The sequence below is a fragment of the Streptomyces sp. NPDC006463 genome (assembly GCF_042870715.1).
Classification (GTDB): domain Bacteria; phylum Actinomycetota; class Actinomycetes; order Streptomycetales; family Streptomycetaceae; genus Streptomyces.
Genome location: NZ_JBIAHP010000019.1, coordinates 89,047 through 109,051 on the forward strand (window position 1 = coordinate 89,047; position 20,005 = coordinate 109,051).

Consider the following 20,005-nt stretch of genomic DNA (forward strand, 5'->3'; position numbering starts at 1 on the left):
CCCCTGGCGTAGGCTGGATCGGTCCGGACCTCTTGACACACCGCCGAAAGGTGACGCACCGGTGACCGACCAGGCCGTTCTCCAGTCTGTCCTCGACCGCGCCGCCGCAGGGGGCCGGATCACCAAGGAAGAGGCGCTCGACCTCTACCGTGACGCGCCGCTGCACGCGCTCGGCCAGGCCGCCGACGCGGTGCGCCGCCGCCGCTACGCGGGCACCGAGCACATCGCCACGTACATCATCGAGCGGAACATCAACTACACGAACGTGTGCGTCACGGCGTGCAAGTTCTGCGCCTTCTACGCGGCCCCCAAGGACACGAAGAAGGGCTGGTCCCGCGACCTCGACGACATCCTGCGCCGTTGCGCGGAGACCGTGGAGCTCGGCGGCACGCAGGTCATGTTCCAGGGCGGCCACCACCCGGACTACGGCGTCGAGTACTACGAGCACCACTTCTCCGCCATCAAGAAGGCCTTCCCGCAGCTGGTCATCCACTCCCTCGGCGCGTCCGAGGTCGAGCACATGGCCCGGATCTCGGGCGTCTCGGCGGAGGAGGCGATCAAGCGCATCCACGCCGCCGGTCTCGACTCGTTCGCCGGCGCCGGCGCCGAACTGCTGCCGGAGCGCCCGCGCAAGGCGATCGCCCCGCTCAAGGAGTCCGGCGAGCGCTGGCTGGAGATCATGGAGATCGCCCACAAGCTGGGCGTGGAGTCCACCTCCACGATGCTGATGGGCACCGGCGAGACCAACGCCGAGCGCATCGAGCACATCGCGATGATCCGGGACACGCAGGACCGTACGGGCGGCTTCCGCGCCTTCATCCCGTACACGTACCAGCCCGAGAACAACCACCTCAAGGGCCGCACCCAGGCGACGATCTTCGAGTACTTGCGCATGATCGCCATCGCGCGCCTCTTCCTCGACAACATCGCCCACATCCAGGGCTCCTGGCTGACCGTCGGCAAGGAGGCGGGCCAGCTCTCGCTGCACTACGGCGCGGACGACCTCGGCTCGATCATGCTGGAGGAGAACGTCGTCTCCTCGGCCGGTGCCAAGCACCGCTCCAACCGCCAGGAGATCATCGACCTGATCCGCAAGGCGGGCCGCACCCCGGCGCAGCGCGCGACGACGTACGAGCACCTCCTGGTGCACGACGACCCGGCGAACGACCCGGCCGACGACCGCGTCGCGTCGCACATCTCCTCCACCGCCATCGAGGGCGGTACCGCGCACCCCGAGCTGAAGCTCATCTCCACGAACTGATGCGCACGCTGCACACCGCCGAACTCCTCGTCCCGGGGCCGGGAGTCGCGCCGGTGCGCGACGGCGCGGTCCTGGTCGAGGGGGACCGGATCGAGGCGCTCGGCCCCTTCGCGGAGCTCGCCGCGCGGAACCCGCACGCGCGGGTCCGGCGCTGGCCCGGGGTGCTCACCCCGGGGCTGCTGGTGCGTGGGGCGGACACGCTGCTGGAGCGGACGTACTACCCGGACGACCCGTACGAGACCGCCGAGCTCGGCTCCGACCCGATCAGCGGTCCGGACGCGCTGGACGCCCTGAAGATGACCGAGGCGCGGTGGGGCAACAGCGCCCGGCGCGGTACCCAGAAGCTGCTGTCCCGCGGGGTCGTGGCGGTCACCGGCCGCTTCGCGATCCCCGCGGTGCGCACGGCGGTGGTCCGCTCGGGGCTCACCGTTCTGCCGCCGGCGCCCTACGAAGGGCTGCCCGCCCTGGACCCCCTTGCCGGGCGGGAGAGCGCGGCGGACGCCTTCCACGGGGCCCTGGAGCCGGGCGCCCCGGCCCGTTTCGCGGTCTTCGCGGTGGCGGACGAGGCCGAACTGCTGTCCCGCGGCGCGACCACCTGCGTGGCCACGGTCATCGGCGGCCGCCTGCTCCACCGCCGCCGCTGATCCGTGTGTCCTGGTCCTGCCGGGCGAGGGCGGCGAGCACGCAGGCCTGCAGGCGGCTGATGCCGCCCAGCTTCGTGCGTATGTTGCCCACGTGGAACTTGACCGTGCTGACCGACAGTTGGAGCTCGGCGGCGAGCTCCGCGTTGGAGGCGCCGGTGGCCAGGCACAGGAACACCGCGGACTCCTGCTCCGTCAGCTGGGCCCGCGGCGGTCCGGCGGCGTCGTACGAGGGAAACCACGCGGGGACGTTGAAGCTGACGACGCGCACGGTTTCCACTCCTCGCCCCCGGCCGGCCCATCCGATGGCCGGCTCTCCCTTTGTTAAGGGACGCGCGGGCCGGACAGATAAGTTCCGCTGGCGTCGAACGGCCAGGCATTGGACTTGCATCCGAGCAGGCCCTTGATCTGCTGCATCATCGCGGGGGCCGGCTTGCCCGGGCCCGGGCAGGTCTCGTGCTCGTGGCCGAGTTCGTGCCCGACCTCGTGGTTGACGATCAGCGCCCGGTACTCCTCGACGGGGCCGGTGAACTGCGGTGATCCCTCATGCCAGCGCTTGAGGTTGACCACGACGGTGTGCCCGGCCCGGCAGTTGGTCTCGCCGATCAGCTCGGGGGTGACCACCTCGCACAGGCGGTCGGTGGTCGTGGGCGTCGCGATCTTCACGGTGAAGTCCACCGGCTCGCCCGGTCCGGCGAGCCGGAAGCCGTACGCCGGATCCCTGGTCCAGCCGCGCGGGTCCCCGAGGATCGCCTCGACGGAACGGGCGGCGGAGTCCGGGTCGACCCCGCTGCCCTCCTCGACCTCGATCCGCCAGCGGAGGGCGGGCCCCTTGCCGTGGGCCTTGCCGGAGGCGCCGGAGGCCTGGAAGGTGCCCGGCCCGGAGGTCGGCACCGGCTTTGCGGGCGCCGCGGGACTGGGAGCAGCGGGCGTGGGCGAGGCCGGGGGCTGCTGCGAGGGGGAGCCGGACGGTCTCGCGGGGCCGGGGGAACGTCTGCCGCCCTGCGCGGCCGCGTCGGAGCCCTCGGCGGATTCCCCGTCCTGCTGGTCGGGTCGGGACGCCACCGACCGGCCGTCCGCCGTCGTACGCGCATCGTCGCCCGGTGCCATCGCGTACGCGGTCGCCGAGACAGCGACGAGGGCCGCCGAACCGAGGATGATCGTACGCCGCAGCCGCTTGCGCCGCTCGGCCCGGCGCTGCGCGCGCGGGCTGAGGCGGGAGCGACCGGTGGAATGGCCTGCCGGCATCGTGAAGCCCTTTGCTCGTGGCGGCCGCCACGGATCCGGCCGCTGGTCAGGGCCCATGATCCAATGGGTGGCCGTCGCCTGGCCGCACCACCCCCAGTCAACGGTCCCCGGGGCCCCGGGCGTAACTGTCCTTCGGGCCAGTTGTCCGGTTCCATCCGGGCGTGGGGCGTGTCTCCCCGGTTGAGCACGGCCTGAGAGGATGGGCCCGTACCCGCCGATCCGCACACACCGAGGGGCGAACAACAGTGACAAGGGCTTCCCTGGACAAGCAGCCGCACGAAGTCGCCTCCATGTTCGACGGGGTCGCGGCGAACTACGACCTCACCAACGACGTCCTCTCGCTCGGCCAGGCCCGGATCTGGCGCAAGGAGGTCGCCAAGGCGGTCGGCGCGCGCCCCGGGCACAAGGTCCTCGACCTGGCCGCCGGGACCGCGACCTCCTCGCTGCCGTTCGCCGCGACGGGCGCGTACGTGGTCCCCTGCGACTTCTCGCTTGGCATGCTGCGCGAGGGCAAGAAGAAGCACTCCTGGCTGCCGCTGACCGCCGGGGACGCGACGAAGCTGCCCTTCAAGGACGACGTCTTCGACACCGTGACGATCTCCTTCGGGCTGCGCAACGTCCAGGACACCGACACGGCGCTGCGCGAGCTGTACCGGGTGACCAAGCCCGGCGGCCAGGTCGTCATCTGCGAGTTCTCGCAGCCCACGTGGGCGCCCTTCCGCATGGTCTACACCGAGTACCTGATGCGGGCCCTGCCGCCGGTGGCCCGCGCGGTCTCGTCCAACCCCGACGCGTACGTGTACCTCGCCGAGTCCATCCGCGAGTGGCCCGACCAGCCCGGGCTGGCGGGGGTGCTGCAGAAGGCCGGCTGGTCCAAGGTGGCCTGGCGCAACCTCAGCGGCGGCATCGTGGCCCTGCACCGGGGCATCAAGGGCTGACCTGTGGACGCTGCGCCCATGAACTACGCAGGGCTGCTGGAGCAGATCGCGGCCGACATCGCCCCGCTGGTGGGCAGCGGCACCCCCGCCGAGTACATCCCGGCGCTCGCGTCCGTGGATCCCGGGCAGTTCGGGATGGCGATCGCCGACCTCGACGGCAACGTCTTCGGGGTCGGGGACTGGCAGGTGCCCTTCTCCGCCCAGTCCATCACCAAGGTCTTCGCGCTCGCCCTGGCGCTGGCGGAGGGCGGCGACGCGCTGTGGGAGCGGGTCGGGCGGGAGCCCTCCGGCAACCCGTTCAACTCGCTCGTGCAGCTGGAGTACGAGAACGGCATCCCGCGCAATCCGTTCATCAACGCGGGGGCGCTGGTGGTCACGGACCGGCTCCAGACCCTGACGGGTGACGCGAGCAGCGAACTGCTCGGCTTCCTGCGGGCGGAGAGCGGCAATCCGGACATAGGGTTCGACGCGGAGGTCGCGGCGTCCGAGCAGGAGCACGGCGACCGTAACGCGGCCGTGGCCCACTTCATGGCCTCGTACGGGAACATCGACAACCCAGTGCCGGCGCTGCTGGACCACTACTTCTGGCAGTGCTCGATCGAGATGAGCTGCGCGGACCTCGCCCGTGCCGGGCGCTTCCTCGCACGGCACGGGCTGCGCGCGGACGGGTCGCGGCTGCTGACGCGCAGCGAGGCGAAGCAGATCAACGCGGTGATGCTGACCTGCGGGACGTACGACGCGGCGGGCGAGTTCGCGTACCGGGTGGGCCTGCCGGGCAAGAGCGGCGTCGGCGGCGGCATCGTGGCGGTCGTCCCGGGCCTGTGCGCGCTGGCGGTCTGGAGCCCGGGCCTGGACGCCCACGGCAACTCGGTGGCGGGCGTGGCGGCCCTGGACCGCTTCACGACCCTGACGGGTCTGTCGGTGTTCTAGGCGGCCGGTCCCCGGCGGGGGATGCGCGGGGCCGGGGCCGGGGTGGGGTGTCGGCCGGGACTGCATGATTTATGGCGCCCTGTGCCGTGCTTCGGCCCTTACGGGCCCAGGCCTCGCCACAGATCACGTTTTACGTCCCGGCCGACACCCAACCCCCCGGCCCCGACCGACCCGTCGGGCCCGCTTCAACACGGCATCGTCCAGCGCCCGTCGGCTACTCGCCCTGGAGGGAGAGTTCGTAGCGGCGGCCGTAGCGGGTGCCGCTCGGGAGGAGGAAGCGTTCCGCCAGGGTCATGCCCAGCCGCTCGGCCACGGCTATCGAGCGGACGTTCTCGTCGTTGATCATCGCCACGACGCGGGGGAGACCGGCCTCCCGGACCCGTTCCAGCGTGGCGAGCGCGGCGGCGTACGCGTAGCCCTGCCCCCAGTACCGGCGGCCCAGCCGCCAGCCGATCTCGATCTCGCCGACCGGCCCCCACGGCCTCTCCTCGGGCCACGGCTGCGCGCCGGTGAAGCCGATCACCGTGCCCTCCCCGTCCAGCAGGGTCCACAGGCAGTAGCCGAGCCGTGCGTCGTGCAAGCGCTGGCGCGCGGTCAACTCCTCGTACAGCGACAGCTCGGCGGGGCCGCCGAGGAACTCCATGACCTCGGGGTCGTCGAAGACGCGGTGCCAGGCGCGCGCGTCCTCGTCGGTGGGCACGCGGAGCTGTACGGCGGGGAGCGGCCGGGTCGGCGAGGTGGTCATCGGAGGCAGCCCTTCGGTTCGCGATCTCTATCGCTGCATAGACTGCACATGTCCGGTGCCGCCCGGCACCCTTTATCGAGTATCGAGCCTTCGGGAGACCCCGCAGTGACCGAGCCCCTCTCCGAACACTCCGCGGACGTGATCGTCGTCGGGGCCGGGCCCGCCGGCTCGACCACCGCCTACTACCTCGCCAAGGCCGGACTGGACGTCCTGCTGCTGGAGAAGACGGCTTTCCCGCGCGAGAAGGTGTGCGGTGACGGGCTGACGCCCCGTGCCACCAAGCAGCTGGTGGCGATGGGCATCGACATCTCCGAAGAGGCCGGCTGGCTCCGCAACAAGGGCCTGCGCATCATCGGCGGCGGGCAGCGGCTCCAGCTGGACTGGCCGGAACTCGCCTCCTTCCCGGACTACGGACTCGTCCGCAAGCGCGACGACTTCGACGAGATCCTGGCCCGCCAGGCGCAGAAGGCCGGCGCCCGGCTGTACGAGCGCTGCAACGTCGGCGAGCCGGTCCGCGACCCGCGCACCGGGCACATCACCGGCGTGCAGGCGAAGCTGGGCGAGGAGAAGACGCCCGTCACCTTCCACGCCCCGCTGGTCGTCGCCGCCGACGGCAACTCCTCCCGGCTGTCCCTCGCCATGGGCCTGCACCGGCGCGAGGACCGTCCGATGGGCGTCGCCGTCCGTACGTACTTCACCTCGCCCCGGCACGACGACGACTACCTGGAGTCGTGGCTGGAACTGTGGGACCGGCGCGGTGCGCAGGACCGGCTGCTGCCCGGCTACGGCTGGATCTTCGGCATGGGCGACGGCACGTCCAACGTCGGCCTCGGCATCCTCAACTCCTCCTCCGCCTTCAAGGAGCTGGACTGGCGCGAGGTCCTCAAGGCCTGGTGCGCGTCCATGCCGGAGGACTGGGGCTACACCCCCGAGAACATGACGCACCCGATCCGCGGCGCGGCCCTGCCGATGGCCTTCAACCGGCAGCCGCACTACACCAAGGGCCTGCTGCTGGTCGGTGACGCGGGCGGCCTCGTCAACCCGTTCAACGGCGAGGGCATCGCCTACGCCATGGAGTCGGGCCAGATCGCGGCCGACGTCATCGTGCAGGCCCACGCCCGGGCCACCCCGGCCCAGCGCGAACTGGCGCTGCACAACTACCCGAAGGTGCTCAAGGAGACCTACGGCGGTTACTACACGCTGGGTCGCGCCTTCGTGAAGCTGATCGGCAACCCGAAGGTCATGAAGGTCGCGGCGCAGCGCGGCCTGACCCACCCGGTGCTGATGAGGTTCACGCTGAAGATGCTGGCCAACCTGACCGACCCGACGGGCGGCGACGCGATGGACCGCATCATCAACGGCCTCTCGAAGGTGGCTCCGAAGGCCTGACGGGGCTACTCGCCACAACGGGCGGGCCGGGCGGGGGGTTCCCCGCCGCGGCCCGCTTCCGCATCCGTGCCGCCGTGCACGGTACGCACGCACCTGGCCAGCAGCACCAGACCGCACAGCAGCAGCGCCCCCGAGGCGCTCCAGCCGAGCCCGAGGGTGAGGGCGCTGCCCGGCTTCTGCCAGGGGCGGGCGGTGGTCAGCAGCCAGCCGCCGACGCCGAGGAGGCCGAGCCCGAGGGCGGCCGGGGCCGCGGTCGGGTCACCGGCGCCGTGGTACACGTACGGCTTCAGGTTCACGGGACGACCACCTCCAGGTCGACGGTGAGAACGCGCCACCGCTGGCTTCATCTTCTCAGGGCTTCGGCCGGTTCGGCACGGGCCGCCCGTCAGGCGGGACGGAGCCCGGCCGGCAGCCTGCGCGAGCAGCCCGGTGAGCCTCGCCCGAGGAACGCCGAAGGGCCGTCACTCCACCCCCGAGCGGGGGAGTGACGGCCCTTCGTACATTTTGGACGGTTCAGCCCAGAAGGCTCAACTCAGAGGACGCGGACGGCGCCCGTCGGCTTGTCGTAGCTGAGGTTGCGCTCGACGATGCCCGTGCTGGGGTTCTGCGCGCCGACGAACTTGCCGCCGCCGACGTAGATGGCGACGTGGTACGCGCTGCCACGGGGGCCCCAGTACAGGATGTCGCCCGGCTGCAGGGCGCTCAGGGAGACCGAGGTGCCCGCGGAGGACTGCGCCTGGGACACGCGCGGCAGGGAGATGCCGGCCTGGCGGTAGGCGGCCTGGACGAGGCCAGAGCAGTCGAACGAGGACGGGCCGGTGCCGCCCGACACGTACGCCTTGCCGACCTGCGCGCGGGCGAAGTTCACGATGGCGGCGGCGGAGCCGGTCGCCGGGGCGGCCACGGAGGCGCCGGAGCCGTCGCTGGGGGTCGCGCTGGAGGAGGACTTCGTCGACAGCGTGGTGCGGGCGGCGGCGCGGGTCGCGCGCTCGGCCTCGGCCTTGCGGGCGGCCTCTTCCTGGGCCTTCTTCTCTTCGTCGGCCTGCTGCTGAGCGTCTTCCTTGGCCTTCTTCGCCTCGGCGGCGGCGCCGGTGCGGGCGCTCTCCTCCTGGGCGGTCAGTTCGCCCGCGACGGCGGCGGCACGGGTGTTCTCCGCGGCCGTGGTGACGGCGGAGGAGACCTCGGCGGCAAGGTCCAGGTTGAGGACCGGCATTTCGAGCGTCGTCTCGGCCACGGGCTCGGCGGACGGGGACGCGCTCGCGGTGCCGGCCATGGCCAGGGTGCTGAGGACGCCACCGGCAACTCCGGCGCGGACCGCGAGCTTCGAGGCGCTGCGGCGGGGCTTCCGGTGGCTGGGTATGTGAGCGGTGGTGGACATGAGAACAACCGCTATCAGGGTGTCCGGGTTCCCTTCAAGAAACGTGGGCTGCGCCACAGTTGTGCGCGAAAGGCGCTAACCGGGCGCGTCGCGCTCCTTATTGACGCCGTAACGGGCGAAACGGACACCCTTTCACAAGGCTGTGATCATGGGTTATCGACAATAAGTCCGAATTGATCCTCGGACTACCATCTCGCCGCACAGATGGCCAAGCCCCCTTTCGGAGGCGTCAATTCAGAGTGGCGCAGGTCACAGGAGCGTCACGTTGTGCGGACGCTGTGGCCTGTCCGTGATCCCGCCGTGAACTGCCCGGCCGGTTCGTGAACGGATGCACGCGGCCGGCGGCGCCCCAGGACCCGCGTCTGCCCCGTGTCCACCTCCGTACACGTGGGCTCCCCCGACCGGGCGACGCCGATCCCTTTATCACTCCAGCGCCGCCGTCACCAATTTGCCTGCAATGGCCACCATTTGATAATGCGCAACCCTCTCTACCTGCGGTAACGGGGTCAGATGTCACCTTTGGTGATCATGTGGATGCTTCGCGTATGAAGATCACCACTCATCAGCCTTCATGATCGTTCGCCAGGTGGTGGAGATCACAAACTCGTTGTTGTAACCCGTGTCGCAGATCACAGAGGAGCGGGCATAAGATGCGCACCAGTCCGGCTTGTGAACTGCCTCACATGCGAGCGAGGCGGGGCACTCGGCGCCGGCAGCGGTCCAACGGTCAAGGACGACTGGAAGGAGCGAGGAGCGTGAATGCGTACGCACCCATCCTCGTGCTCGGCGCCCTCGGCGCAGGGTTTGCGATCTTCTCCGTGGTCATGGCCACGCTGATCGGCCCGAAACGGTACAACCGGGCAAAGCTTGAGGCATACGAGTGCGGCATCGAGCCGACTCCGGTGCCGGCCGGCGGCGGTCGCTTCCCCATCAAGTACTACCTGACGGCGATGCTCTTCATCGTCTTCGACATCGAGGTTGTCTTCCTCTACCCCTGGGCCGTCACCTTCGACTCCCTGGGGATCTTCGGGCTCGTCGAGATGCTGCTCTTCGTGCTCACCGTCTTCGTCGCCTACGCCTACGTCTGGCGCCGCGGCGGCCTGGAATGGGACTGAGGGGCTGAATTTTCCATGGGACTGGAAGAGAAGCTGCCGAGCGGCTTCCTGCTGACCACCGTCGAACAGGCCGCGGGCTGGGTGCGCAAGTCATCCGTCTTCCCCGCGACCTTCGGCCTGGCGTGCTGCGCCATCGAGATGATGACCACCGGAGCGGGCCGGTACGACCTGGCCCGCTTCGGCATGGAGGTCTTCCGCGGCTCGCCGCGCCAGGCCGATCTGATGATCGTGGCGGGCAGGGTCAGCCAGAAGATGGCGCCGGTGCTGCGGCAGGTGTACGACCAGATGCCCGCTCCCAAATGGGTCATCTCCATGGGGGTTTGCGCATCTTCAGGCGGAATGTTCAATAACTACGCGATTGTCCAGGGCGTCGACCACATCGTCCCCGTGGACATCTACCTGCCCGGCTGCCCGCCGCGCCCCGAGATGCTGATGGACGCGATCCTCAAGCTCCACCAGAAGATCCAGGGCTCCAAGCTCGGCGTCAACAGGGAAGAGGCGGCCCGGGAGGCGGAGGAGGCGGCCCTCAAGGCCCTCCCCATCATCGAGATGAAGGGGCTGCTCCGGTGAGTGAGACCCGCGAACCCAACCCCGACAAGGAACTCAGCCGGCAGAACCTGCCCGGCCAGCGCGGGGACCACGGCGAGGAGGTCCGCGTCCAGCGCGGCATGTTCGGCGCCCGCGGCGGCGGCGACACCTCCGGCTACGGCGGCCTCGTGCGCTCCGTACGCCTGCCCGGCGCGACCAGCCGCCCGTACGGTTCCTACTTCGACGAGGTGGCCGACGAACTCGAAGGCGCCCTGGAGGAGCAGGACCTGGTCCCCGAGAACGCCATCGAGAAGACGGTGGTCGACCGTGGCGAGCTGACCCTCCACATCGCCCGTGAGCACCTCGTCCGGGTCGCGAGCGTCCTGCGCGACGACCCCGCCCTGCGCTTCGAACTCTGCACCGGCGTATCCGGCGTGCACTTCCCGCAGGACAAGGGCCGCGAGCTGCACGCCGTCTACCACCTGCGCTCGCTCACCCACGGCCGCGTCCTGCGCCTGGAGGTGTCGGTGCCGGACAGCGACCCGCACGTCCCCTCGCTCGTCTCCGTCTACCCGACCAACGACTGGCACGAGCGCGAGACGTACGACTTCTTCGGCCTGATCTTCGACGGGCACCCGGCCCTCACCCGGATCATGATGCCGGACGACTGGCAGGGCTTCCCGCAGCGCAAGGACTACCCGCTCGGCGGCATCGCCGTCGAGTACAAGGGCGCCCAGATCCCGGCTCCCGACCAGCGGAGGTCGTACAGCTGATGTCCCCCACCTCGAAGAACGCAGAAAACCACGCCTCCGCCGATCACGCATCCGCGCGCGAGACGACCGAGGGCACCGTCTACACCGTCACCGGCGGTGACTGGGACGAGATCGTCCAGTCCGCGGCCAAGGCCGACGACGAGCGGATCGTCGTCAACATGGGTCCCCAGCACCCGTCCACCCACGGAGTGCTCCGCCTGATCCTGGAGATCGACGGCGAGACGGTCACCGAGGCCCGCTGCGGCATCGGCTACCTGCACACCGGCATCGAGAAGAACCTCGAATACCGCAACTGGACGCAGGGCACCACCTTCGTCACGCGCATGGACTACCTGACGCCGTTCTTCAACGAGACGGCCTACTGCCTCGGCGTCGAGAAGCTGCTCGGCATCACCGACCAGATCCCGGACCGCGCCACCGTCATCCGCGTCCTGCTGATGGAACTCAACCGGCTCTCCTCCCACCTGGTGTGCATCGCCACCGGCGGCATGGAGCTGGGCGCGACCACGATCATGATCTACGGCTTCCGGGACCGCGAGCTGATCCTCGACATCTTCGAGCTGATCACGGGCCTGCGCATGAACCACGCGTTCGTCCGCCCCGGCGGCCTCGCGCAGGACCTGCCCCCGGGCGCCGTCGACCAGCTGCGCGAGTTCGTGAAGACCATGAAGAAGAACCTGCCGGAGTACGACAAGCTCGCCACCGGCAACCCCATCTTCAAGGCCCGCATGCAGGACGTCGGCTACCTCGACCTCACCGGCTGCATGGCGCTCGGCGCCACCGGACCGATCCTGCGCTCCGCGGGCCTGCCCCACGACCTGCGCAAGTCGGACCCGTACTGCGGCTACGAGAACTACGAGTTCGACGTGCCGACCACCGACACCTGCGACTCCTACGGGCGGTTCTTGATCCGCCTGGAGGAGATGCGCCAGTCGCTGCGGATCGTCGAGCAGTGCCTGGACCGGCTGGCGCCGGGACCGGTCATGGTCGCCGACAAGAAGATCGCCTGGCCGGCGCAGCTGGCGATGGGCCCGGACGGCCTCGGCAACTCGCTCGACCACATCAAGAACATCATGGGCACCTCCATGGAGGCCCTCATCCACCACTTCAAGCTGGTGACCGAGGGCTTCCGGGTACCGGCCGGGCAGGCGTACAGCGCCGTCGAGTCGCCGAAGGGCGAGCTCGGCGTGCACGTCGTCTCCGACGGCGGCACCCGCCCCTACCGGGTCCACTTCCGCGACCCGTCCTTCACCAACCTGCAGGCCATGGCCGCGATGTGCGAGGGCGGCCAGGTCGCCGACGTCATCGTCGCCGTCGCCTCCATCGACCCCGTGATGGGAGGCGTCGACCGATGACCGACATCCAGTTGGGGATGCCCCAGCTTCCCGCCCCCGACTTCCCGGCCGAGGTGCGCGCCCGGCTCGAAGCGGACGCGCGGGAAGTCGTCGCCCGCTACCCCGACAGCCGCTCCGCGCTGCTGCCCCTGCTGCACCTGTGCCAGTCGGAGGAGGGCCACGTCTCGCGCACCGGCATCCGCTTCTGCGCCGACGTACTGGGCCTGACCACGGCCGAGGTCACGGCCGTGGCCACCTTCTACACGATGTACCGGCGCAGGCCCTCCGGGGACTACCAGGTCGGCGTCTGTACGAACACCCTGTGCGCGGTGATGGGCGGCGACGCCATCTTCGAGGAGCTCAAGGAGCACCTCGGGGTCGGCAACAACGAGACCACCCCGGACGGCAAGGTCACCCTGGAGCACATCGAGTGCAACGCGGCCTGCGACTTCGCCCCCGTGGTGATGGTCAACTGGGAGTTCTTCGACAACCAGACGCCCGAGTCCGCCAAGGCCATGGTCGACGACCTGCTGGCGGGCCGCGAGGTCTCGCCGACCCGGGGCGCGCCGCTGTGCACGTACAAGGAGACGGCCCGGATCCTGGCCGGCTTCCCGGACGAGCGCGAGGGCGCGGTCGAGGCAACCGGCGGCGCCGGCCCCGCCTCCCTGATCGGGCTGCGCATCGCCCGTGGGGAATCCCCCCACACCCCGATCGTCCACCCGCGTGGCGAAGCCCCTGGCGAGACCACCACCGAGGGAGGGGAGTGATGACGGTGTCGTCTGAACTGAGCAATGGGGGTGCCTCCCGGCCACAGTCCGGCGGAGGCTCGAGCCCGGACAAGCTCCTCGCACCCGTCCTGTCGGCGTTCTGGGACGAGCCCCGGTCGTGGACGCTGGAGACGTACCGGCGCCACGAGGGCTACGAAGGCCTGCGCAAAGCCCTCGCGATGACCCCGGACGACCTCATCGCCTACGTGAAGGACTCGGGTCTGCGCGGACGCGGCGGCGCGGGCTTCCCCACCGGAATGAAGTGGCAGTTCATCCCGCAGGGCGACGGAAAGCCGCACTACCTCGTCGTGAACGCGGACGAGTCGGAACCGGGAACCTGCAAGGACATCCCCCTTCTCTTCGCCAACCCGCACTCCCTCATCGAGGGAATGATCATCGCCTGCTACGCGATCCGGTCGCAGCACGCCTTCATCTACCTGCGCGGCGAGGTGGTCCCGGTCCTGCGGCGCCTGCACGAGGCGGTGCGCGAGGCGTACGAGGCCGGTTACCTCGGGAAGGACATCCTGGGGAGCGGGCTCGACCTCGACATCACGGTGCACGCGGGGGCGGGCGCGTACATCTGCGGCGAGGAGACGGCTCTGCTCGACTCCCTCGAAGGCCGGCGCGGTCAGCCCCGGCTGCGTCCTCCCTTCCCTGCCGTCGAGGGGCTCTACGCGTGCCCCACTGTCGTCAACAACGTCGAGTCCATCGCCTCGGTTCCCGCGATCCTGAACAAGGGCAAGGACTGGTTCAAGTCGATGGGGACGGAGAAGTCCCCCGGCTTCACGCTGTACTCGCTCTCCGGGCACGTCGCCGGGCCCGGCCAGTACGAGGCCCCGCTCGGGATCACCCTGCGCCAGCTGCTCGACATGAGCGGCGGGATGCGGCCCGGACACCGGCTGAAGTTCTGGACCCCGGGCGGCTCCTCCACCCCGATGTTCACGGACGAGCACCTGGACGTCCCGCTCGACTACGAGGGCGTCGGCGCGGCCGGCTCGATGCTCGGCACCAAGGCCCTCCAGTGCTTCGACGAGACGACCTGCGTGGTGCGGGCCGTCACCCGGTGGACCGAGTTCTACGCCCACGAGTCCTGCGGCAAGTGCACCCCGTGCCGCGAAGGCACGTACTGGCTGGTCCAGCTGCTCCGCGACATCGAGGCCGGCAAGGGCGTCATGTCCGACCTCGACAAGCTGAACGACATCGCCGACAACATCAACGGCAAGTCCTTCTGCGCGCTGGGCGACGGCGCGGCCAGCCCGATCTTCTCCTCGCTCAAGTACTTCCGCGAGGAGTACGAGCGGCACATCACGGGCAGGGGCTGCCCCTTCGACCCCAAGAAGTCGACCCTCTGGGCTGACACGGAGGTGAACGCATGACCGTCGCCAGTAACGCTCCCGCCGGTGGCGGAGGGGCTGCGGTACCGCCCGAGAACCTGGTGTCCCTCACCATCGACGGCGTCGAGCTGTCGGTCCCCAAGGGCACCCTCGTCATCCGGGCGGCCGAGCAGCTCGGCATCGAGATCCCCCGGTTCTGCGACCACCCCCTCCTCTCCCCGGCCGGCGCCTGCCGCCAGTGCATCGTCGAGGTCGAGGGCCAGCGCAAGCCGATGGCCTCCTGCACGATCACCTGCACCGACGGCATGGTGGTCAAGACGCAGCTCACCTCCGAGGTCGCCGACAAGTCCCAGCGCGGGGTGATGGAGCTGCTGCTCATCAACCACCCGCTGGACTGCCCGGTCTGCGACAAGGGCGGCGAGTGCCCCCTGCAGAACCAGGCGATGTCCCACGGCAACGCGGAATCGCGTTTCGAGGGCAAGAAGCGCACCTACGAGAAGCCCGTCCCGATCTCCACGCAGGTGCTGCTGGACCGCGAGCGGTGCGTGCTCTGCGCGCGCTGCACCCGCTTCTCCAACGAGATCGCCGGTGACCCGATGATCGAGCTGCTGGAGCGCGGCGCGCTCCAGCAGGTCGGCATCGGCGAGGGCGACCCGTTCGAGTCGTACTTCTCCGGCAACACCATCCAGATCTGCCCCGTCGGCGCGCTCACCTCCGCCGCGTACCGCTTCCGCTCCCGCCCCTTCGACCTCGTCTCCTCCCCGAGCGTGTGCGAGCACTGCGCGGGCGGCTGCGCGACCCGGACCGACCACCGCCGCGGCAAGGTGCTGCGCCGGCTGGCCGCGGAGGACCCCGAGGTCAACGAGGAATGGGTCTGCGACAAGGGCCGCTTCGGCTTCCGGTACGCGCAGCAGCGGGACCGGCTCACCACCCCCCTGGTGCGCAACGCCGCCGGGGTCCTGGAGCCGGCGAGCTGGCCCGAGGCCCTGGAGGCCGCGGCGAACGGCCTGACCGCCGCCCGCGGCCGGGCCGGAGTGCTGACCGGCGGCCGGCTCACCGTCGAGGACGCCTACGCGTACTCCAAGTTCGCCCGGGTGGTGCTCGACACCAACGACATCGACTTCCGGGCCCGCGTGCACAGCGCGGAGGAGGCCGACTTCCTGGCCGCCACCGTGGCCGGCACCGGCAAGGACCTCGGCGGCGACGGGGTCACGTACTCCTCGCTGGAGGCGGCGCCCGCGGTGCTGCTCGTCGGCATCGAGGCCGAGGAGGAGGCCCCGGGGGTCTTCCTGCGGCTGCGCAAGGCCCACCGCAAGCACAAGCAGCGGACCTTCGCCCTCGCGCCCTTCGCCACCCGCGGCCTGGAGAAGGCGGGCGGCACCCTGCTGGCCGCCGCTCCCGGCACCGAGCCCGAGTGGCTCGACGCACTCGCCTCCCGTACCGGCCTGGAGGCCGGCGGCGGGGAGGCCGCCGACGCGCTGCGGGCGCAGGGCGCCGTCATCGTCGTCGGGGAGCGCCTCGCCGGGGTGCCCGGTGCGCTGACCGCCGCCGTACGGGCGGCCACCGCGACCGGGGCCGCCCTGGTGTGGATCCCGCGCCGGGCCGGTGAGCGCGCCGCAGTCGAGGCCGGTGCGCTGCCGTCGCTGCTGCCAGGCGCCCGTCCGGCCACCGACCCGCGGGCGCGTGACGAGGTCGCCACCGCCTGGGGCCTGGACGAACTCCCGCACCGCTACGGCCGCGACACCGGCCAGATCGTCGAGGCCGCCGCCGGGCGCGAACTGTCCGCCCTGCTGGTGGCGGGCGTCGAGGTCGCGGACCTGCCGGACCCGGCCCGCGCCCGGATCGCGCTCCAGGAGGCCTTCGTGGTCTCCCTGGAACTGCGGCCCGGCGAGGTCACCGACCACGCCGACGTGGTCCTCCCGGTCGCCGCGGTGGCCGAGAAGGCGGGCACCTTCATCAACTGGGAGGGCAGGGTCCGGCCGTTCGAGGCCGCGCTCAAGCCCGACCAGATGACCCGCCGGCTCGCCCCCGCCGACGGGCGCGTGCTGCACATGCTGGCCGACGCGGCCGACCGGCCGATCGCGCTGCCCGACGTACACGCCGTACGCCGGGAGCTCGACGGCCTCGGTCCGTGGACCGGGGAGCGCGCCGCCGAGCAGTCCGCGGACACCGCGACGCTGCCCCGCCCGGGAGCGGGCGAGGCGGTCCTCGCGGGCCACCGGCTCCTCCTCGACCAGGGCAGGCTCCAGGAGGGCGACGACGCCCTGGCCGGTACCCGGCACGAGGCGAACGCCCGGCTCTCGGCGGCCACGGCCGCCGAGACGGGCGTCAAGAACGGGGACGTCCTCGCGGTCACGGGCCCGGCCGGCTCCGTGGAACTCCCGCTCCGGATCACCGAGATGCCCGACCGGGTGGTCTGGCTCCCGCTGAACTCCACCGGCTCGGGCGTCCTCGCCGACACCGGTGCCCGCCCGGGCACCCTCGTACGCATCGGCCCGGCGACACCGGCCGGAGCGGGCGACACCACTGCGGAGGTGGGCGCGTGAACGCGGTACACGGTGATCTCGTACAACTTGCCGCCGAGGACCTGTCCCTGTTCGGCAAGGACGTCTGGTGGCTGGTCGTCCTCAAGGCGGTGTTCTGCTTCGCCTTCCTGATGGTGACCGTGCTCTTCTCCATCGTGTGGGAGCGCAAGGTCGTCGCCTGGATGCAGCTGCGCATCGGCCCCAACCGGCACGGACCCTGGGGCCTGCTCCAGTCGCTCGCCGACGGCGTCAAGCTGATGCTCAAGGAAGACGTCATCGTCAAGCGGGCCGACAAGGTCGTCTACGTCCTGGCCCCGATCATCGCGGCGATCCCGGCCTTCATGGCCATCGCGGTGATCCCCTTCGGCCCGCCCGGCGACGAGGTCTCCATCTTCGGCCAGCGCACCACGATGCAGCTGACCGACCTGCCCATCGCGATGCTCTACATCCTCGCGGTGGCCTCGGTCGGCATCTACGGCATCGTGCTGGCGGGCTGGTCCTCCGGCTCGACGTACCCGCTCCTCGGCGGCCTGCGCTCCTGCGCGCAGATGATCTCCTACGAGATCGCGATGGGCGTGGCCTTCGCCTCGGTCTTCCTCTACTCCGGGTCGATGTCGACCTCGGCGATCGTGGAAGCCCAGGCGGACCGCTGGTACATCGTCCTGCTGCCGGTGTCCTTCATCATCTACGTCGTCACGATGGTCGGCGAGACGAACCGCGCCCCCTTCGACATGCCGGAGTCCGAGGGCGACCTGGTCGGCGGTTTCAACACCGAGTACTCGTCCATCAAGTTCGCGCTGTTCATGCTCGCCGAGTACGTCAACATGGTCACCGTCTCGGCGGTCTCGGTCACGCTCTTCCTGGGCGGCTGGCGTGCCCCCTACCCGATCAGCCACTTCTGGGAGGGCGCGAACCACGGCTGGTGGCCGTTGCTCTGGTTCGTCATCAAGGTCCAGCTGCTGCTGTTCTTCTTCATCTGGCTGCGCGGCACGCTGCCGCGCGTGCGCTACGACCAGCTGATGAAGCTCGGCTGGAAGGTCCTGATCCCGGTCTCCGTGGTCTGGCTGATGATGGTCGCCACCGTCCGGGCGCTGCGCAACGAGTCGTACGACTTCAGCGAGATCGTCCTGTACGTCGGCGGCGCCGTCGTGGCGGTGCTGCTCGTCTCCTTCGTCGCGGACATCTTCCGCGACAAGCGCGAGAAGGCCTCCGCCGAGGAGGCCGGCAAGGCCGCCGCGGCCGAGCCCTTCGACCCGCTGGCGGGCGGATTCCCCGTACCGCCCAAGCCGGGCCAGCACCTGGCACCCGTACCGCGCCGACGGCCTCGCGGAGAGCGAGAGCTGATTGTCAGTGGCGGAGCGAATACTGACAGTGACCGAGAGGAGGGTTGAGACATGTCTGACGAAAAGTGGCAGAACCCGGTGGCCGGCTTCGGCGTGACCTTCAAGGCCATGTTCAAGAAGCGCCTCACCGAGCAGTACCCGGAGACGCACAAGACCACCGCCCCGCGCTTCCACGGACGGCACCAGCTCAACCGGCACCCGGACGGTCTGGAGAAGTGCATCGGGTGCGAACTGTGCGCCTGGGCCTGCCCCGCCGACGCCATCTACGTGGAGGGCGCGGACAACACCGAGGAGGAGCGCTACTCCCCGGGAGAGCGGTACGGAGCGGTCTACCAGATCAACTACGCCCGCTGCATCCTGTGCGGGCTGTGCGTCGAGGCGTGCCCGACCAGGGCGCTGACCATGACGAACGAGTTCGAACTGGCCGATGCCAGCCGCGAGTCACTCATCTACACCAAGGAGCAGCTGCTCGCCGGTCTCACCGAGGGCATGGTCGAGGCACCGCACCCGATGTTCCCCGGCACCGAGGACACGGACTACTACCGCGGACTGGTGACGGGGGCCGCTCCCGGCACGGTCCGGCAAGTGGCCGTCTCCAAGGGCGAGGTGGCCAAGGGCGAGGCCGCGGAAGACGACGAGGAGGTGCAGGCATGAGCGCCATCGCCGCCGCCACCCTGACCTCGACGGGCGAGGCGGTCCAGTTCTGGGTCCTCGGCACGGTCGCCGTCATCGGCGCACTCGCGACGATCCTGATGAAGAAGGCCGTGCACAGCGCCCTCAGCCTGGCCGGAACGATGATCGTCCTGGCGGTCTTCTACCTCGCCAACGGGGCGTACTTCCTGGGCGTCGTCCAGGTCATCGTCTACACCGGCGCCATCATGATGCTCTTCCTCTTCGTGGTCATGCTCGTCGGCGTCACCGCCGCCGACTCCCTGAAGGAGACCATCAAGGGGCAGCGCTGGCTGGCGGTCCTGTGCGGTCTCGGCTTCGGCATCCTGCTGATCGCCGGCATCGGCCACGCCAACCTCACCCACTTCAACGGGCTCGGCCGGATCAACTCGGCCGGGCACGTCGAGGGCCTGGCCCAGTTGATCTTCACCAAGTACGTCTTCGCCTTCGAGATCACCGGTGCGCTGCTGATCACCGCGGCCGTCGGCGCGATGGTGCTCACCCACCGCGAGCGCACCGAGCGGGCCGCCACCCAGCGCGAACTGGCCGAGCGCCGCGTCCGCGAGGGCGTCCAGCTCCCGCCGCTGCCCGCGCCCGGCGTCTACGCCCGGCACAACGCGGTGGACGTGGCCGGCCTGCTGCCGGACGGCACCCCCTCCGAGCTGACGGTCAGCAAGACGCTGCGCGCCCGCGGCCAGATCCGGGACGTCTCCGGCGAGGCGCTGGACGACCTGAAGGCGCTGGAGCAGCGGTCGGCGGAGCGCCTCGGCCGAGAGGAGGCCTCGAAGTGAATCCGGTCAACTACCTGTACCTGGCGGCCCTGCTGTTCACCATCGGCGCGGCCGGTGTGCTGATCCGCAAGAACGCGATCGTGCTGTTCATGTGCATCGAGCTGATGCTCAACGCCTGCAACCTCGCCTTCGTCACCTTCTCGCGGATGCACGGCAACCTCGACGGCCAGATCTTCGCGTTCTTCACGATGGTCGTCGCCGCCGCGGAGGTCGTGGTGGGCCTCGCGATCATCGTGTCGCTGTTCCGTACCCGCCACTCGGCCTCGGTCGACGACGCCAGCCTGATGAAGCTGTAA

Annotated in this window: 21 protein-coding genes; 16 read left to right on the forward strand and 5 right to left on the reverse strand. The window is 70.3% G+C overall.

The annotated features are described in order from the left end of the window. The first annotated feature begins 61 nt into the window (after positions 1-61). Together mqnC and ACFYOB_RS29665 are read left to right on the forward strand one after the other, a co-directional pair. Positions 62-1,261, forward strand: coding sequence for a cyclic dehypoxanthinyl futalosine synthase (gene mqnC, locus ACFYOB_RS29660; RefSeq protein ID WP_388564749.1), 1,200 nt, complete (start codon positions 62-64; stop codon positions 1,259-1,261). After that, positions 1,261-1,905, forward strand: a complete 645-nt coding sequence (locus tag ACFYOB_RS29665; protein WP_388564752.1) for a hypothetical protein — start codon at positions 1,261-1,263, stop codon at positions 1,903-1,905. Before mqnC ends, ACFYOB_RS29665 begins: the two co-directional genes overlap by 1 nt. Here ACFYOB_RS29665 and ACFYOB_RS29670 read toward each other — a convergent pair. Together ACFYOB_RS29670 and ACFYOB_RS29675 are read right to left on the reverse strand one after the other, a co-directional pair. Beyond that, a complete protein-coding gene (locus tag ACFYOB_RS29670; RefSeq protein WP_388564755.1) occupies positions 1,871-2,173 on the reverse strand; it encodes a response regulator transcription factor in 303 nt (100 codons plus the stop codon). The genes ACFYOB_RS29665 and ACFYOB_RS29670 overlap by 35 nt on opposite strands. A gap of 53 nt (positions 2,174-2,226) precedes the next feature. Continuing rightward, positions 2,227-3,150: a DUF3152 domain-containing protein gene (locus ACFYOB_RS29675; RefSeq protein WP_388564758.1), complete on the reverse strand. Its 924-nt coding sequence runs from the start codon at positions 3,148-3,150 to the stop codon at positions 2,227-2,229. A 245-nt stretch (positions 3,151-3,395) separates the two neighbouring features. Between ACFYOB_RS29675 and ACFYOB_RS29680 the strand changes: the two genes are divergently transcribed. Together ACFYOB_RS29680 and ACFYOB_RS29685 are read left to right on the forward strand one after the other, a co-directional pair. Then, positions 3,396-4,088: a demethylmenaquinone methyltransferase gene (locus tag ACFYOB_RS29680; protein ID WP_388564760.1), complete on the forward strand. Its 693-nt coding sequence runs from the start codon at positions 3,396-3,398 to the stop codon at positions 4,086-4,088. Positions 4,089-4,106: 18 nt separating this feature from the next. After that, positions 4,107-5,018, forward strand: coding sequence for a glutaminase (locus tag ACFYOB_RS29685; protein ID WP_388564763.1), 912 nt, complete (start codon positions 4,107-4,109; stop codon positions 5,016-5,018). Positions 5,019-5,232: 214 nt separating this feature from the next. On the opposite strand, the gene ACFYOB_RS29690 is transcribed toward ACFYOB_RS29685, so the two are convergent. Then, positions 5,233-5,763: a GNAT family N-acetyltransferase gene (locus tag ACFYOB_RS29690; protein ID WP_388564766.1), complete on the reverse strand. Its 531-nt coding sequence runs from the start codon at positions 5,761-5,763 to the stop codon at positions 5,233-5,235. 105 nt (positions 5,764-5,868) lie between these two features. Here ACFYOB_RS29690 and ACFYOB_RS29695 point away from each other — a divergent pair, with 105 nt between their 5' ends. Further along, on the forward strand, positions 5,869-7,152 hold the full coding sequence (locus ACFYOB_RS29695; RefSeq protein WP_388564769.1) for a geranylgeranyl reductase family protein: 1,284 nt from the start codon (positions 5,869-5,871) through the stop codon (positions 7,150-7,152). A 5-nt stretch (positions 7,153-7,157) separates the two neighbouring features. On the opposite strand, the gene ACFYOB_RS29700 is transcribed toward ACFYOB_RS29695, so the two are convergent. Together ACFYOB_RS29700 and ACFYOB_RS29705 are read right to left on the reverse strand one after the other, a co-directional pair. Then, on the reverse strand, positions 7,158-7,448 hold the full coding sequence (locus tag ACFYOB_RS29700) for a hypothetical protein (protein WP_388564772.1): 291 nt from the start codon (positions 7,446-7,448) through the stop codon (positions 7,158-7,160). A gap of 236 nt (positions 7,449-7,684) precedes the next feature. After that, positions 7,685-8,530, reverse strand: coding sequence for a C40 family peptidase (locus ACFYOB_RS29705; protein ID WP_388564775.1), 846 nt, complete (start codon positions 8,528-8,530; stop codon positions 7,685-7,687). 755 nt (positions 8,531-9,285) lie between these two features. Between ACFYOB_RS29705 and ACFYOB_RS29710 the strand changes: the two genes are divergently transcribed. The 11 genes from ACFYOB_RS29710 to nuoK are packed head-to-tail and all read left to right on the forward strand — an operon-like array spanning position 9,286 to position 20,005. Further along, the gene (locus tag ACFYOB_RS29710; RefSeq protein ID WP_008738438.1) at positions 9,286-9,645 is read left to right on the forward strand and encodes an NADH-quinone oxidoreductase subunit A; all 360 of its coding nucleotides are present in this window, start codon (positions 9,286-9,288) and stop codon (positions 9,643-9,645) included. Positions 9,646-9,660: 15 nt separating this feature from the next. Further along, a complete protein-coding gene (locus ACFYOB_RS29715) occupies positions 9,661-10,215 on the forward strand; it encodes an NADH-quinone oxidoreductase subunit B family protein (protein WP_030010012.1) in 555 nt (184 codons plus the stop codon). Beyond that, positions 10,212-10,946: an NADH-quinone oxidoreductase subunit C gene (locus ACFYOB_RS29720; protein ID WP_388564778.1), complete on the forward strand. Its 735-nt coding sequence runs from the start codon at positions 10,212-10,214 to the stop codon at positions 10,944-10,946. The genes ACFYOB_RS29715 and ACFYOB_RS29720 overlap by 4 nt, the downstream gene beginning before the upstream one ends. Next, positions 10,946-12,301 carry an NADH-quinone oxidoreductase subunit D gene (locus ACFYOB_RS29725; protein WP_388564781.1) on the forward strand — a complete coding sequence of 452 codons (1,356 nt, stop codon included), beginning with the start codon at positions 10,946-10,948 and terminating at the stop codon, positions 12,299-12,301. Before ACFYOB_RS29720 ends, ACFYOB_RS29725 begins: the two co-directional genes overlap by 1 nt. Beyond that, on the forward strand, positions 12,298-13,047 hold the full coding sequence (gene nuoE / locus ACFYOB_RS29730; protein ID WP_388564784.1) for an NADH-quinone oxidoreductase subunit NuoE: 750 nt from the start codon (positions 12,298-12,300) through the stop codon (positions 13,045-13,047). Before ACFYOB_RS29725 ends, nuoE begins: the two co-directional genes overlap by 4 nt. Next, positions 13,047-14,423 carry an NADH-quinone oxidoreductase subunit NuoF gene (gene nuoF, locus ACFYOB_RS29735; protein WP_388564787.1) on the forward strand — a complete coding sequence of 459 codons (1,377 nt, stop codon included), beginning with the start codon at positions 13,047-13,049 and terminating at the stop codon, positions 14,421-14,423. Before nuoE ends, nuoF begins: the two co-directional genes overlap by 1 nt. Further along, positions 14,420-16,927, forward strand: coding sequence for an NADH-quinone oxidoreductase subunit G (locus tag ACFYOB_RS29740; RefSeq protein ID WP_388564790.1), 2,508 nt, complete (start codon positions 14,420-14,422; stop codon positions 16,925-16,927). Before nuoF ends, ACFYOB_RS29740 begins: the two co-directional genes overlap by 4 nt. Then, a complete protein-coding gene (nuoH, locus tag ACFYOB_RS29745) occupies positions 16,924-18,297 on the forward strand; it encodes an NADH-quinone oxidoreductase subunit NuoH (RefSeq protein ID WP_388564792.1) in 1,374 nt (457 codons plus the stop codon). Before ACFYOB_RS29740 ends, nuoH begins: the two co-directional genes overlap by 4 nt. Before the next feature lie 3 nt (positions 18,298-18,300). Then, positions 18,301-18,903, forward strand: a complete 603-nt coding sequence (gene nuoI, locus ACFYOB_RS29750; RefSeq protein WP_388564795.1) for an NADH-quinone oxidoreductase subunit NuoI — start codon at positions 18,301-18,303, stop codon at positions 18,901-18,903. Next, positions 18,900-19,709, forward strand: coding sequence for an NADH-quinone oxidoreductase subunit J (locus ACFYOB_RS29755; protein WP_388564799.1), 810 nt, complete (start codon positions 18,900-18,902; stop codon positions 19,707-19,709). The genes nuoI and ACFYOB_RS29755 overlap by 4 nt, the downstream gene beginning before the upstream one ends. Further along, complete coding sequence (gene nuoK, locus ACFYOB_RS29760) at positions 19,706-20,005, forward strand: NADH-quinone oxidoreductase subunit NuoK (protein WP_388564801.1); 300 nt, start codon at positions 19,706-19,708, stop codon at positions 20,003-20,005. The genes ACFYOB_RS29755 and nuoK overlap by 4 nt, the downstream gene beginning before the upstream one ends.